The sequence below is a fragment of the Devosia sp. genome (assembly GCF_028290625.1).
Taxonomy (GTDB): domain Bacteria; phylum Pseudomonadota; class Alphaproteobacteria; order Rhizobiales; family Devosiaceae; genus Devosia.
The window spans coordinates 226,779-242,101 of record NZ_JAQGJM010000001.1 but is presented as its reverse complement, the minus strand read 5'-3'; the positions used below and the strand labels follow the sequence as shown (position 1 = coordinate 242,101).

General features: G+C 64.6%; 7 protein-coding genes. 1 reads left to right on the top strand and 6 read right to left on the bottom strand.

Annotated features, from left to right (window positions below; all coding sequences use genetic code 11):
• Positions 1–6 precede the first annotated feature (6 nt).
• The 3 genes from JWR51_RS00880 to JWR51_RS00870 are packed head-to-tail and all read right to left on the bottom strand — an operon-like array spanning position 7 to position 3,739.
• Positions 7–1,764, bottom strand: coding sequence for a dipeptide ABC transporter ATP-binding protein (locus JWR51_RS00880; protein ID WP_299742339.1), 1,758 nt, complete (start codon positions 1,762–1,764; stop codon positions 7–9).
• Positions 1,761–2,753, bottom strand: a complete 993-nt coding sequence (locus tag JWR51_RS00875) for an ABC transporter permease (RefSeq protein ID WP_299742337.1) — start codon at positions 2,751–2,753, stop codon at positions 1,761–1,763. The genes JWR51_RS00880 and JWR51_RS00875 overlap by 4 nt, the downstream gene beginning before the upstream one ends.
• The gene (locus JWR51_RS00870; protein WP_299742334.1) at positions 2,753–3,739 is read right to left on the bottom strand and encodes an ABC transporter permease; all 987 of its coding nucleotides are present in this window, start codon (positions 3,737–3,739) and stop codon (positions 2,753–2,755) included. Before JWR51_RS00870 ends, JWR51_RS00875 begins: the two co-directional genes overlap by 1 nt.
• A 295-nt stretch (positions 3,740–4,034) precedes the next feature.
• On the opposite strand from JWR51_RS00870, the gene JWR51_RS00865 reads away from it, so the two are divergent.
• Complete coding sequence (locus JWR51_RS00865; RefSeq protein WP_299742331.1) at positions 4,035–5,075, top strand: ABC transporter substrate-binding protein; 1,041 nt, start codon at positions 4,035–4,037, stop codon at positions 5,073–5,075.
• 67 nt (positions 5,076–5,142) lie between these two features.
• Here JWR51_RS00865 and JWR51_RS00860 read toward each other — a convergent pair whose 3' ends face one another.
• The 3 genes from JWR51_RS00860 to JWR51_RS00850 all read right to left on the bottom strand — a co-directional run bounded on the left by JWR51_RS00860 (position 5,143) and on the right by JWR51_RS00850 (position 15,101).
• Positions 5,143–7,326, bottom strand: a complete 2,184-nt coding sequence (locus JWR51_RS00860) for an esterase-like activity of phytase family protein (protein WP_299742328.1) — start codon at positions 7,324–7,326, stop codon at positions 5,143–5,145.
• A 117-nt stretch (positions 7,327–7,443) separates the two neighbouring features.
• Entirely contained in the window at positions 7,444–9,597 is a 2,154-nt protein-coding gene (pbpC, locus tag JWR51_RS00855) for a penicillin-binding protein 1C (RefSeq protein ID WP_299742326.1), read from the bottom strand.
• Complete coding sequence (locus JWR51_RS00850; protein WP_299742323.1) at positions 9,594–15,101, bottom strand: MG2 domain-containing protein; 5,508 nt, start codon at positions 15,099–15,101, stop codon at positions 9,594–9,596. Before JWR51_RS00850 ends, pbpC begins: the two co-directional genes overlap by 4 nt.
• Positions 15,102–15,323: the final 222 nt, after the last annotated feature.

Sequence of the window (15,323 nt, the reverse complement as noted above, 5' to 3'; positions counted from 1 at the left end):
GTGGAATTAGAGTGCCGCAGCGTGGAGCTGGGGTCGCGGCGCCAGGGGGCGGCCGCCCTTGTCATTGGCCGCGGCGATCAGCGCGCGGGTGTAATCGGTCTTGGGCGAGCGCCAGATGGTGCGGTGATCGCTCTCCTCGACGATGCGCGCATCCTTCATCACGATCACTCGGTCCGAGATATACTGCACCACGGCGAGGTCATGGGAAATGAACAGATAGGATAACCCCAGGCTGGTCTTGAGCTCGACCAGAAGGTTCAAAATCTGCGCCTGGATCGAGACGTCCAGCGCCGAGACCGGCTCGTCGCAGATGACGAGGGATGGCCGCAGGATCAGCGCGCGGGCAATGCCGATGCGCTGGCGCTGGCCGCCGGAGAATTCATGCGGATAGCGATCGGCCACGAAGCTGGGCAGGCGCACATGCTCGAAGGTTTCGGCCAGGCGCTGCCGGCGCTCGGCGGCGTTGGAGACGCCGTGGACGACCAGCGGCGCTTCGAGGATTTCGCGAATGGTCTTGCGCGGATTGAGCGAGCCGAACGGGTCCTGGAAGATCATCTGTAGGTCGCGGCGCACCGGCTGCAACTGTTGCGCGCCGAGGCGGGAAATGTCGCGGCCCTGGAAGACGATGCTGCCTTCCTGGGAATTGACCAGGCGCATGATGGCCTTGGACAGGGTGGACTTGCCGCTGCCGCTTTCACCGACGATGCCCAGCGTTTCGCCCTTGGCCAGGGTGAGCGAGGCGCCGTCGAGCGCCTTGCTGGCCTTGGAGCCGCCCTGGTAGGTCACGGACAGGTCCTTGACCACAAGCAACTGTTCCCGATCGGTCGCCGGGATGGGCAGCGCACGGCGTTCGGGCGGCTTGACGTCGTAGATATTGCGGCCGTCGGTGCTTCGGGCCACTTTAACTTCGGCCAACGTCTGGGCCGTGTAGTGGACTTCCTCGTCCAGACGGATCGAGGCCTGGGTCAGGCCCTTGGTGTAGGGGTGGCGGTCGGGCGCGTAGAGATCGGCCGTCGCCAGTTCCTCCAGTTTGTCGCCGTGATACATGACGACGACGCGGTCGCTCCAGCGCGACACGAGGCCCAAATCATGGGTGATGAGCAGCAGGCCCATGGAGAGCTTGCGGCGCAATTCATCGAGGAGTTCGAGGATTTGCGCCTGGATGGTGGCGTCGAGCGCGGTGGTGGGCTCGTCGGCAATCAGCAGCTTGGGTTTGCAGGCTACAGCAATGGCGATCATGACACGCTGACGCTGGCCGCCCGAAAGCTGGTGCGGATAATCGTCGATGCGCTGAGCGGGATCGGGAATCTTGACGAGGTCCAGCAGTTCGATGGCGCGCTGGCGGGCGGCCTTGCGCGACAGCTTTTCGTGCAGGCGGAGCACTTCGACGATCTGGGCGCCGATAGTCGCCACCGGATTGAGCGAGGTCATCGGCTCCTGGAAGATCATGGCGATATCGCGGCCACGGACGGCGCGCATCTGCCGGTCCTTGAGGTCCAGCAGATTGGTGCCCTCGAAGTGGATGCTGCCATTGGGGATGCGGGCATTGCGCGGCAGAAGGCGCATCAGTGCCAAAGCAGTGAGCGATTTGCCGGAGCCCGATTCCCCCACCACGGCCAGCGTTTCGCCGCGATCGATGGAAAAGCTCAGACGCTTGACCGGATCGGAGGCGCCAAAGCGAATGGAGAGGTCTTCCACTTCGAGCAGGCGATGCCCGTTCCCCGGTGCGGGGGTGAAGGCGGCGGGACTGACGATCGCGTTCATGACCGTTCCTCGGAAAAACGTGGGTTCAGCGCGTCGTTGAGGCCATCGCCGATGAGGTTGAGGGCGAGCACAGTAAAGACGATCGCAAGGCCGGGCAGCGCGGTCAGATACCAGGCGGTGCGAACCAGTTCGCGGCCGCTGCCGATCATCGAGCCCCAGCTGACCACATTGGGATCACCCAGGCCCATGAAGCTGAGCGCCGATTCCATCAGGATGGCGGAGGCGACCATGACCGAGGCGGTGACGATCAGCGGCGGCAGCGCATTGGGCAGGATTTCGGTGAAGATGATGCGGGCGCAGCCGAAGCCGAGGCTGCGGGCGGCCATAACGTAATCCTTGGCGCGGATGGCGCGGAATTCGGCGCGGGTCAGGCGGGCCACCATGGGCCAGCTGACAATGGCGATGGCCACGGTCACAGTGAGCGCCGAAGGCTGGGCAATCGCCACCAGCACCACGAGCAGCACGAAATTGGGCAGGGTCTGGAAGATTTCGATGATGCGGACCAGCACGTCATCGACCCAGCCGCCGAAATAGCCCGCGACGGCGCCAACCACGACACCGACCGTCAGGCCAAGCGCGGTGGCTGCGAGGCCAACAAACAGCGAAATGCGCGAACCGTGCACGATGCCGGCGAGAACATCGCGGCCCATGGCATCGGTGCCGAGCGGATAGGCAGCGTCCTGGCCGGGCCACAGGAAGGGCGTCGTCACCATGTTGAGCGGGTCACCGGGGGAGATCAGCGGGGCGAAGATGGACATCAACACCATGATCGACAGGAATGTGACGCCGAACAGCGCATTGGGATTGCTGAAGAAAATGCGCAGTTCACGGCGGCCGGGCGGCACCGTCACCGCCGCGGTCAGCGTGGTTCGGGCATCGGGCGCGCGCACATTGTGCCACTCGGGCAGAGCGCTAGCTTCGGGACGCGCGGCGCCCTGTCGTGCCCCCGCCAGGGCAATAGCTGGCGCGTTGAGGTCGGTGGTGGACATCAGAGCTCTCCAATGCGGGGATCGAGCCAGGTCTGCAGGATGTCGACAACCGCATTGGCCAGGATGACCAGCAAGGACGACAGCAACAGAATGCCCAGCAGAACTGTATAATCGCGGCCCATCACGGCCTCGAAGGCGAGCCGGCCGAGGCCGGGCCAGCTATAGACGGTCTCCACCACCACTGCCCCGCCCAGCATGCCGCCGACATGCATGCCGGCCATGGTGGTGATGGGGATCAGCGCATTGCGCAGGATGTGCTTGACGGTCACGACCGCGGGCGACAGGCCCTTGGCATAGGCGGTGCGCACGAAATCCTGGTTGCGCACTTCGAGCATGGCGGCGCGGGTCAGGCGGGCATAGATGGCGACATAGAACAGCGCGAGGGAGGTGGCGGGCAGCACCATATAGCGCGCCTTGTCGACAATGCCGGCCCAGCCGCTGAGGTCCGACCCAATGGTGCCCGAACCGCCGCTGGGCAGCCAGCCGAGCGTGACCGAGAACAGCACAATCAGCATCAGCCCGATCCAGAAGCCGGGCACCGAATAGAACAGCAGCGAGAAAATCGAGATCAGCCGATCCGGCAGGCGGCCCGCAAACGCTGCCATGAGCGAGCCCAGCGTCAGGCCGATCAGGAGGGCGATGGCCAGTGCCATGGCCATCAGAGTCAGCGTGCCGGGCAGCCGCTGGCCGATCAGGTCCGACACAGGCATGCTGTAGCGGGGCGAATAGCCGAGGCTGAAATGGGCGAGATTGTTGAGATAGGTCAGCAATTGATCGAGCATCGGCAGATTGAGACCAAAGCGCTCGCGCATCGCCGCCATGGTCTCTTCGGTGGCCGAGCCGGCCTCCGCAGCCATGGCGTCGGCAGCATCGCCGGGCGCCAATTGCAGCAGGAAGAAATTGAGGATGACGATGCCGATGACGGTCGGGATCGCCTGCAAGACGGTGCGCCGCAGCGCTCGGGCTATCCTGGGCAGACTGGACATGACGTCGTCTCTCGATTGAACGGAGCGCCCCGAAGGCGCCGCCGCGATCCGCCGGACACGTGCTGAGTGGCCGGGTGATCTCGCAGATTAATGTTGACTAAGTTTATAGCGTTTGTCAAACGTGTTGGGGAAATCTGATCCTGGTATTCGGCTGTTTCCGGATTTTCAGTTCCGGAACTGGACGAATAGATCGGTCAAAAGCAAATTTTGTCTACTCCAACAGAGCCTGAGCAATAATGCTCCAAGGCAGGCAAGCGGGTTGGAAAACGGTTTTGGTATCCACAGGAGAGGGACGATGACGCTTCAGAACAGCATTTCGGAAATCTGGTACACGCGCTGCCCGGTGCCAACCCCGGTTGGGCTGGCGGTACAGCTCGGCTATCTGGACGAGACCTTCGCCAAGGAGGGCATCACCCTCAAGTCGATCATCGACAGCCAGGACCGCACCATTCGGTCAAGCCATTTTGACCATCACCTGAGCTACTCGTTCCGCCATGGCGGCAATGTGCCCCCCATTCGGGCCCGCTCTGACGGCAAGACCACGCGCCTGGTGGGTATCACCTGGACCGATGAATTCCAGGCGATCATCACACTGCCTGGCAGCGGCATCAAGACGACGAAGGACTTGGTGGGGCGTCGCTTCGGCATCGCGCGCCGCCCGGCGGGAATCGTCGACTTCATGGCGGCGACTGCGCTCAAGGGGTTAACGTCGGCGCTATCGCTCGAAGGGTTGAACCATAGCCAAGTCGAGATCGTCGATATTCCGCTGAGCGATAGCGTGCTCGATGGACGCGAGGGACCGCAGCTCTATGGGTTGCGCAACCGGCAGGCCTATGGGCCGGAAATCGCGGCGCTGCTGGCGGGCAAGGTCGATGCGATCTTCGTCAAGGGAACATCGGGGATCAACGTCGCCAACCTGTTCGCCACCCATACGGTGGCCGAGTTCGGCTTTCATCCCGATCCAAAAATCCGCATCAATTCGGGATCGCCGCGCGTGCTGACTGTCGATGAGCGGCTGGCCGAAGATCGCCCGGACTTGGTGAGCAAGCTGATCGCCACGCTGCAGCGCGCCAGCGACTGGGCGGTGGCGCATCCCGATGACGTTCGCCGCTTCGTGGCAAAGGAAGTAGGCGCTTCGGAGGAAGTGGTGGCGTCGGCCAATGGGCCGGACCTGCACCACCATTTGGGCATCGGGCTGGAGCCGGAACTCGTGGCGGCCATCGGCCACTACAAGGATTTCCTCTATGAGTGGGGCTTCCTCGAACAGAACTTTGACCTCGACGCCTGGGTCGACCGCCGGCCCTATGACGCACTGAGCCAGCGCGCCGTCGCCTAAACTCGTCAAAAACGAAATCGGCCGGGCTTGCGCCCGGCCGATCGCATTTCAGAGGTTTGGAAGCGACTTACTTCACTTCGCCGATCGACCAGAAGAAGGTCTCGCCTGAGCTGTCGTCGACACCGTCATTGTCGGTGATGACAAAACCGTTGCCGGCGGCGTCGATGGTGAAGCTTTCGACCTTGTCGGCGACATAGCCGTTGTTGGCCTGCAGGTCAGGGACCAGGTCCCGCACCAGTTCCTTGGTCACGACGGGCAGTTCGCCGCCGAGCGGAGCACCGACCAGTTCGCTGACCGGCACGCGGTAGATTGCCTTGAGCTTGGCCTTGAGCGAAGCCTGGTTGTCGCGTTCGATGATGTAAGCGTAGTCGCCATGCACGGTGATTTCCGACAGGCCGACCCAAGCGCCTTCAGCCGGGGTTTCCAGCGGATAGCGTACGGCGCCCCATTCCTTGCTCGAAGGCTTATAGGAGACGAGCTTGAGCTGGCCCTTGGGATCGTCCTTCCATTCGCGCTGAATGGCGATCCACAGGGTCATGTCGTCGCCGGTGCCGACGCTGGTGATGCCTTCGGAGCCCGAGCGGATTTCGCCAGCCAGCAGTTCGGCCGGGTAAGCCACTTCCTCCATGATCGCGCCTTCGGCATCGACATGATAGAGCGCGTGCGGCACGAGCTTGGCGGTGTCGCCTTCCGACGCCAGCCAGAAACCGCCTTCACCGTCGAGCGTGATGCCTTCGAGATCGAGCTTCTGGGCAGGGTTGCCGTCGCGGGTAACGATGGTCTTGGCCGTGATGTGGGCCGGAGTCTGGGTCGCATCGACGGTGTAGATTGCCGGTGCGTTATAGAGCGCGCTGTCGCTGACGACGTAGAGCGTACCCGGCTTTTCGGCATCGGAGACGGCGCCCGACAGAGCGGCCCAGCCGATCGGATGGCCATCGGCGTCCATGTCGGAGACGATCTGCGGATAGGCCGGGGTGCCTTCAGCCAGTTCATAAATCATGACGTGCGAGCCGGCGAGGCTATCGGCGCGCAGGTCGTTTTCGTTGGCGGTGATTAGCAGGTTGCGGGCGGGAATGGCGATCAGGCCTTCAGGACCAATGCCCGAGGCAACCGACTGCAAATATTCCGGCGCGGCACCAGCGACATCCTTGTAGATGGCGATCAGGGACGAGCGTTCTTCGGCAACGAAGATGAACTGGCTATCGCCGATAGTGGCGACTTCCAGGCCCTCGGGCTCGACGCCCTTTTTGTTGCGCTGATCGGGATAGTGGCCCATCTGGGCGGCCATGACGTCGAGCGCATTGCCCGAATCCCAGTTCACCGAACCATCGCGATTGAAGATGGTGAAGCCGCGCGAGCCACCCTTCCAGTCGCCTTCGTTGGCGACGACGAGACGATCGGCATCGAGCCACTTGATGGCGTCGGGTTCGCGCAGCAGGTCTTTCTTGGAGCCGGCGAAGTCGATCGTGCCGTCATTCTTGGTGTCGATGCCGTCGACCGACGTCGCGCCGGCAGTGAAGCCGCCGGTCACGGTGCCGGTTTTGGCATCGACGATGGCGATCCAGTTGTTTTCCTGCAGCGTCACGGCGACTTCGTCATTGTCGTTGAAGGCGACGAATTCGACTTCGGCATCTTCGGGGGCGATGTCGGACAGGCCGCTCAGCTCGACCTTCTTGATGCCGTCTTCGGTCACCTTGCCGTCAACCAGGTTGACCAGCACGAGGTAACCGGAAGGAAGCTGCGGGATGTCGCCGTCATTGACTGACTCGTCGCGCTCGTTTTCGATGGCGATGGCCAGGATGGTGCCGGCCTTGTTGTGGGCGATCGAATCGGGCTGGCCGCCGAGCTGAAATTCACCATCGACGGTCTTGGTGGCGATATCGACCACGACAAGCTTGCCGGACTGGTCGACGAAATCCTTGCGGGTGTTGACGGCCACGTAGGCCTTGGCGCCGATCACGGTCACCGAAGTGGGCTCGCCGCCCATATCCATGTAGCCGGCGGGCTTGGGAGCCTTGGCGTCGGTCAGGTCGATGAAGCCGATGCCGCCATTGGGGCTATCGGAATAGATCAGCATCATGCCGTCATCGGTGGCGGTGATGATTTCGGACGAGGTGGCTTCGGCGTCGGGCGCGTTGAGCTCGACGGGGAAGCTGGCAATACGGTTGAACACCGGAGCGGCAAAAGCCGGAATCGCGGTCGAGCTGAGCAATGCGGCCGTCAGAACGACGGACAGGTTTCTAATGTGCATGATATGGCCCCCAGGGTCGGTATGAACCGGTCCCGAATACGGACCCAAGAAAACCGGGGGATGACACTGAGATGACAACCAGATGACAGCATTAGTGCCACCGTAGCGGGGCTGCTGTCAGTCGAGGAAGACCGTGACGTCGTCGGAGCGGCCCTCGGAATCGACCACCGAAAGCGTCACGTAGCCGGGCCCATCCGGCTTCCAGGCATTCTGCCGCGCAAAGGCAGAACGCCCGAACGGCGCGCCATTAGCGAAGAAGGTGAAGGGCGGCACACCGTTGCGAACCTTGACCACGAGCGGAATATCGGCGCCCGAGGCAATGCCCAGATCGACGTCGACGCCATCGGTGGGGAAGGCGATTTCGGGGGCGGCGTCGCGATTGACCATATTGTCATCGGGATGGCGGAAGCGCTTGAGCGGAGCGGGCAATTGCGAATTGGAGGCGACCAACACGCCGGCCGGCGCGGCGCGCAGCGGTACGGCCGGGGTGCCGAGGCGGTCGAAGGCTTCGAACAGCACCGGGGCGGCGGCGGTGATGCCTGAAATACCGGGTACCGGCTCGCCATCGGGGCGGCCGACCCAGACGCCGATCACGGTCTTGCCGTCATAGCCGATGGCCCAGGCGTCGCGGTAGCCATAGGAGGTGCCGGTCTTGTAGGCGATGCGGCCGGGAGAGCCATTGAGCGGCGGCGGCACGTCGGCGAGGATATCGGACACGTACCAGGCCGCTGCCGGATCGAGCACCAGAGCGGCATTGGCGGGCTCGGTTACGCGCGGCTTGACGCCGTCGTTGAGCATGACCGGGGAGCCGCCGCGGGCGATGGCGGCATAGATGGAGACCAGATCGCGCAGGGTGACGCCGACACCGCCTAGCCCGATGGCCAGGCCGGGCGCAGTATTGTCGGGTAGCAGTGGATTGGCGTTGGCGCGCTTGATGCGCGACACCAGCCGCGCCGTGCCGACGGCGTCGAGCACTACGATGGCAGGGATGTTGAGGGACTCGCTCAGGGCCTGGCGGATGGTGACGGTGCCGCGGCTGAAGCCGTCGAAATTGACCGGGACGTAGCCGCCAAAGGCGGTGGGACGATCTTCGATCAAGCTTTCGGGATGGGCGAGGCCCAGTTCGAACGCCAGGCCGTAGATCAGCGGCTTCAGCGTCGAGCCGGGCGAGCGTACGGCTGAGGTCATGTCGACATAGCCGTGGCTTTGTTCCGCGAAGAGGCCGGCCGAGCCGACCGACGCCAGGATATTGCCGCTTGCCTGATCGGCGACGACGATGGCCACGGAGACCTTGGGGCCGAGCTGCGTCGCCCGCCCCGCCCCGAGCCGCTCGAGGGCCGATTGCAGGCGGCGATCAACGGTTAGCTCGATGCGCCGTGCGGTGGGTTGGGCGGTGACGGCTTCCTGCGCCATGTGGGCGGCGAGCATGGGGAAGGGTTTGCGCGCGGTGGGGATGGGCTCGCGCTTGGCGGCGTCGGCCTCTTCCTGGGCGATGGCGCCTTGGCTGACCAGGCGGTCGAGCACGCGATTGCGGCCGGCCTCGGCCGCCTTGGGATCGCGGTCGGGACGGCGCGCTTCGGGCGATTGCGGCAGCGCCACCAAGAGGGCCGATTCCGCCGTGGTCAGCCGCGTCGGCTCCTTGCCGAAATAGGTGAGGCTGGCGGCGCGGATGCCCTCGATATTGCCGCCATAGGGCGCCAGCGCCAGATAGAGCGTGAGGATCTGTTCCTTGCTCAGGCGATGTGCCAGCGCGTCGGCATGCACCAGTTGGCGCACCTTGCCCCAGAGATTGCGCGTCGGCTCGCCCTCGATCAGCCGCGCCACCTGCATGGTGAGGGTGGAGCCGCCGGACACGACGTGGCCGCCAGCACCGACGAACTGGCCGACAGCGCGCAGCATGGCGGACCATTCGATGCCATTATTGGTCTCGAAATTCTGGTCCTCATAGGCGATCAGCATGTCGACAAAATGCCGGTCAACCTGTGCCACAGTGACCGGGAGGCGCCAGCGCCCGTCAGTGGTGGTGAAAGGACGCAGCAGATCGCCCTGACGATCCACTACGGCGGTCGAGACTGGAAGCGTGGTGATATCGGGTGTGGCCGGCAGGGCGACGCGAATGTCGCGGAGGACGCCGAAGCCGTACCAGGCGCCGCCGGCAACGAGGCACAGCAACACGACCAGGCCGGCGGCGAGGAGCCGCCAGATTGGCAGTTTACGCCGGGGCTCGGGGGTGAGCTCCGGCGTCGTTTCGCTGATTGTCGCGTCGGTCATGGCCCGGTTGCGAGTATCTCGATGCTGCCCGCCGCGGTATTGGCGCGCAGTTCAGGACGGTACATGTCCTCGACCGTGGCGCCCGGGAGCACGAAGGTTCCGGGCGCGGTGGCGCGCACCATATAGGCGACCTTGAAGGGCGCCTGATCGGTGCCGTACTGGAAGGCGGCGACATATTGATCGGTCCGCGATTCCACGTGGCTGGGTTGATCCAGCGCCGGGAGCCAGGACAGGTCGCCAACACCGGCCGCGGAGAGGTCGGGGTTTTCGATTTCGAACCCGGCCGGCAGCGGATCGGCGACCACATATTGGCCGGAGCCGGTGGTCGAGGCCCGCATGGTCAGCAGCACGACGAAGCGGTCGTTCTGGCTGACCTGGGCCCCATCGATATCGAAGGGCGTGCCATCGGCCTGGAAGAATTCCCGCTTGATGGTGAAGCCTTCGCTGCTGGCTTCCGGCGGGGTCGCCGGGATGCCCGTCACCGACACTTTGGCCTGCGTGGCCTCGGTGCCGTTGTTGACGATGGTCACGCTGGCGCCGTCGAAATGCTCCTGATCGAAGCGCTGGTAGACAGAGCCGGTCAGGTCCTTGCCATCGACGGTGATGGCGCTACCGGCTGTATTCTGGGCGACGGCGGCCGCGGCAACCAGGGTCCAGGCGTCTTCCTGGGTCGAGGTGTAGCGGGCGAGGTCTCGCGCCTTGGCGAGGCTCGCCGTCAGGACGGCGATGTCGACGCCCTCCGGCTTGAACTCCGACGCCAGCGCCAGGACGGCGGCGGTGTCGCGCATGCGGCTACCGTAATCGGTGCGGTAGACGTTCTTCGCTTCGGGCTCTTTCAGCGCCTCGACAGCCGCCTGGAAGGCAGTCGCCGCGCGAGTGCCGTCGCCGTAGAGAGCGAGGGCAGCACCGAGCTGGGCCTTGGCCAAGGGTGAGCCGAAGGCATCGAGGCGGGCTTCGAGATAGTAGCGCAGATCGCCGATGGCGGCACGGCCGGCGCGGGCCATGTCGTAGAGCGCATAGGCCACGTCCTGGCCGCCATTGTCGAAATCGGCGGCGTAGGAGACCTGGTTGCCCAGATTATCCAGCGCCATGTTCATGGCCAGGTCCGGCACCGCATAACCCGCCGCCTTGGCGCGGAGCAGGAAGTCGGTGACGTAGGAGTCCAGCCACAGATCGGACGTGCCCAGCGGACCCCAGAGGCCGAAGCCACCGGTTGAGGTCTGGTTGGACAGCAGCGAAGTGACGGCATCCTTGAGGCGCTGATCCAGCTCGGCATCGGTGCCCATCCCGATCATCTGCGCCACCTCGTTGAGATAGAGCAGCGGCATGGCGCGGCTGGTGATCTGCTCGGAGCAGCCATAGGGGTAGCGATCGAGCGCCAGCAGCAGTTCGGGGATATCGAGGCGAGCCACCGGCCCGATCCCGAGGGTGAGGGACGCCGAATGATCGACGAGACCAGCGAAATAGCTGCCGTCAATGGTGACGGTAGCGCCGGGTTCGATGGTCAGGAGCTTACTGGTGGTGCGCGGGCCGCTGGCGGCACGCACGCCCAAAGTCAGGTCCTTGACGGTGGCCTTGCCGGTCGGATCGGTGACGGTCAGCGTCAGCTTCTGATCGCCAATGGCGGTGCCGGTCAGTCCCAGATTGAGGGAGGTGCGGGCGCCGGCGGCAAGATCGACGCTGGTTTCGGGCGCGTCGGTGGAGAGGCCTTCGCCGGTGGTGAGAGCGACCTTATAGGCGCCGGCGGGACCCGAGATATTGTTGATCTCGACCAGCAGGCGCGAAGTGTCGTCCAGCCGCAGGAAGCGCGGCGGGCTCATATTGACGACGACCGGATCGCGGACGATGACGTCGGCGGAGCTGTGACCCACCGCATCGGCGGACCAGGCCATGGCCATGACCCGCACGGTGCCCGAGAAGTCCGGCATATCGAAGCTGACGGTCGCGGTGCCGTCGGCGCCCACTTCCACGATGCCCGAATGGAGGGCAACGAGGACCGAGGTGGGAGGGGGCGTACCGAGACGCGCGGCAGCGCCGTCACCGCCGGAGCGCAATGCGCCCGGCAGGCCCTGGGTCGGATCGATCAGCGAGCCGTAAAGATCGCGGACATCCATGCCGAGCTGGCGCTGGCCGAAATACCAGCCATCCGGATCGGGCGTCTGGAAATTGGTCAGGTTGAGAATGCCCAGGTCGACCGCTGCAACCGCCACATAGGCTTTTTGGCCGGCAGTGGCATTGGGGAGGCTGACCTTGACGGTGAAGGGCTGACGCGGCAGCGAGACCTTTGGCACGTCGAGATTGACGGTCAGCTTGGCATCGCCGGGATCGACATCCGCATAGGCCAGGCCCAGCGCGCGGGCCGGCATGCGCTTTTCGGCGACGCTGGCGGGGCGGTAGAGAATGGCGGTCACGTAAGCGCCAGGTCCCCAGTCGGCGGTGACGGGCAGATCGATGGAGGCGCCTTCGGCGGGAACCGGGACGGCCTTCATGTCGATGATGCGATCATCGACCACCATCACCAGAGCGGTGCCGGCGAATTGCGGATCGAGGCGCAGCACGGCGGTGTCGCCGGCCTTGTAGCTCGGCTTGTCGAGCGCGACCTTGAGCGTGTCTGGCGTGTCCGAACCAGCTTCGGGGTAATAGTAGCCGGCATAGAATTCGTAGCTGGTCGAGGTCGGGTTTTCGCCCGTGCTCTCGATTTCGAGCCGATAGAGGCCGTAATTGACGGCGGCGCCGACGGTGACGGGGCCAGTGGCCGAGGTATCGACCGAGCCATTGGCGACTTCACGCGTGGTGGTGATGGATTCCCACTTCCAGGTGCTGCCGTCGCGATACCATTGGTAGTTGCTGTCGACGCGCGACAGGGTCCAGTTGAGGCCGGTGGTGGCGACGGTTTCGCCGGTCGGGGCGACGGTGATGACATCGAAGCCGGCCTGGCTGCCATCGGCAATGCCATTGCCGTCTTCAAACTGCGGCTTGACGCCGATGCGGTCGACGGTGGCGAGGACCGGGCGCGACAGCGTGCGCTCGACCGTGCGGCCATTGCTATCGACCAGGCGCATGATGACCTGGGCTTCGAGCGGACGCGTGGTCACGCCGGGATCGGGCAAGGTGACGTCGGCGACGACATTGCCGCTTTCATCGGTGACGCCGACTTCGCCCAAGGGCTCGCGGCTGGTTTCCATGGTGTCGTCGAGGCGTCCGAAGGTATAGCCGGGATAGTCCTTGAGGGTCGTGACGGGACGCAGCACCGCATCGGCTTCGACCGACAGGTTGGGAGCGGTGGCGCCGTAGAGATATTTGGCGGCGACGTTGATCGGGTTCGGCTCGCCGATCTGCATCGGCGCGTCGGGCGCGGAGATTTCAAAGGCCAGGCGTTCGGGCTCAAAGTCCTCGACGAGGAAGGTGGTGCTGGTCAGCGCCTCGGCTTTTGGATCGGCGTAAAGACGCAGGGTCCAGGCGCCGCGCATGGCATCGGAAACCATAGGCAGGGCGGCGAAGTAGCCACCGGCGCCGCTGTCCTTGAGCAGGTCGGTGGAGGCGAGGACGCCGTCAGGGCGCTCGACTTGCAGCGTCAGCGGCAGGTCGAGCACGGCCTTGGCGTGCACGTCGCGCAGCAGCGCGGTGAGGAACACGGTTTCGCCGGGGCGGTAGACGCCGCGTTCGGTGGTGGCAAAGGCATCGAGCGGACCGGGGGATGGACGGCCCTCGACGCCGCGGTCGGTCAAGTCGAACGCGGTTTTCGACATATCGAGGAAGGCGTAGTCGCCATCGGTGGTTTCGGCGACCAGCAATTGCGGGGCGCGGCCGGCGGTACCACGGGCGAGGCCGGGCGCGAACACGGCCTGGCCATCGGCGTCGGTAACGGCTTCGCCCAGGATTTCGTTGTTGACCGCCACGAGGCGGACCTTGGAGCCGGCGATCGGCTCGGCGGTGCTCAGCGAGCGCACGAAGGCGTGCACGCCGTCATCGCCCGAAATGGTGGTCAGGCCCATATCGGTGACGATGAACCACTGGGTGGCGAGATCGCTATAGTATTCATCGTCGTTAGGCTTGCTGGAGGCGACCTTGCCGGTCACCACATAGGCGCCGGGAGCGATGTCGGTCAGCGCTTCGCTCACCGGGATGGCCGTGGTGGTCAATTCGTTAGGCTTGCCCTGGGCCAGGTCGACCTGGCCCTCCCAGATCTGCTCGCCATATTCGTTGGCGACGTCGCTGGCCGAGTAATCGCTGAGCGAGCCGGCGAAGACCCCATTGCGGACGGCGGTCGCGATGGAGCGATCGCCAATGCGGTAGATGGTGATATCGGCGCGCTCGGCATTGACCGAGGTGATCGGCAGGCCGCCGCCGAGACCGGCAGGCATCACATAGGCATTGTTGGCGAAGGCCACGAAGGGCGAGCGGTCGGGGATATAGACGTTGAGCACCACGTCCTTGCGCAGGCTCTCATCATCGGCCGAAGGCAGGCCGGCGCGGACCTTGATATTGTAGCGGCCACCATGTTCCAGGCCCTGGATGCAGATCTGGCTCTCTTCGGTTTCAACCGCGATCTTGGGGGCGTTTTCGACGGTGATATAGCTCGACAGGTCGGTATTGCTGGTCGGCAGCGGATCGGAGAACACGACGCAGACGCGCGGCGTCGTGGCTTCGGCGTCGACCTCGTTGGAGGTGATGCGGAAACCGTGTTCGGCCACGACCTTGTCGAGATGGGCATCGAGTTCGGCATCGGGCGCCAGGGCCAGGCGCGCGCGGTAGGTGGCGATGGCCTCGCGCCACATCTGCGCGTATTCGAGACCATGGGCGACAGCGGCGAGAGCCGGCGTGCGTTCTTCGAGGGTCTGCGACTGCAGGAAGGCGTTGAGGGCGGACGTCAGGCCAAGCTGGCCGAGATCGGAGCTGTTGTCGCCTTCGGGCTGGCCGGCGACGGCATCGGCCTGGTTCAGCGCAACCGTGGCCAGTTTCATCCACACGGCTGGATCGTTGTCGTTGACGCCAAGCGCCTGGCGATAGGCCAGGAGGGCCGCGGCGGTGTTTGCCTGCTCGACCGCTTGGTCGCCGGTGGCCAGCAGATCGGCATAGGTGGTTTTGGGGGGCGCCGGGTCGGACTGCGGCAGTGCCTGGGCGAAGCTGCGCGCGCTATCGATCACGCTCTGCGCCGGGAACGGCAATTCAGACTGGCGCTCCGCGGCAGTAACGGCGGGGATCGGCGACCGATCGACCCGGCCGGACGTGGCCTTCGCAAACTCGGTCTGGGTGCCGACATCGCCCTTGAGGAAGCACCAGTTGGATTGTTCGTTGAAGGTGAAAGCGCGGCAGATGCGATCGTCCTTGCAGGCGCTCTGGCAGGCGTCGAGATCGACATCCTTGAGGATCGAATAGTCGAAGCCCGGCAGGTCGGTGCCCGGCATCAGCGATATTTTTTGAGCGGAGGCGGGGGCCGTCAGGGCCAAGCCAAGAAAAAAGGCCGCACAAAGCCACATGGCGGACGCGAATAGACGCTGCATAGCTAACCCCTAGCAAGCCCCCCGGCTCATGAGCGCACCTTATGGCTCCGGCAGCGAGCGGTAAAGGTGCTGTGTTACATGCTAATTGTACCGAGTTGACGACGACTGCGGATCGGATGGGAGATCTGACGATTTGGAGCCTGGCGGGGCAGCGGCCCGCAAAGCTGTCGGTCTGCGTTCATCGGCGCGGTGCTAAGGCGAGGCTTTCGTGCAAGGAGCCAA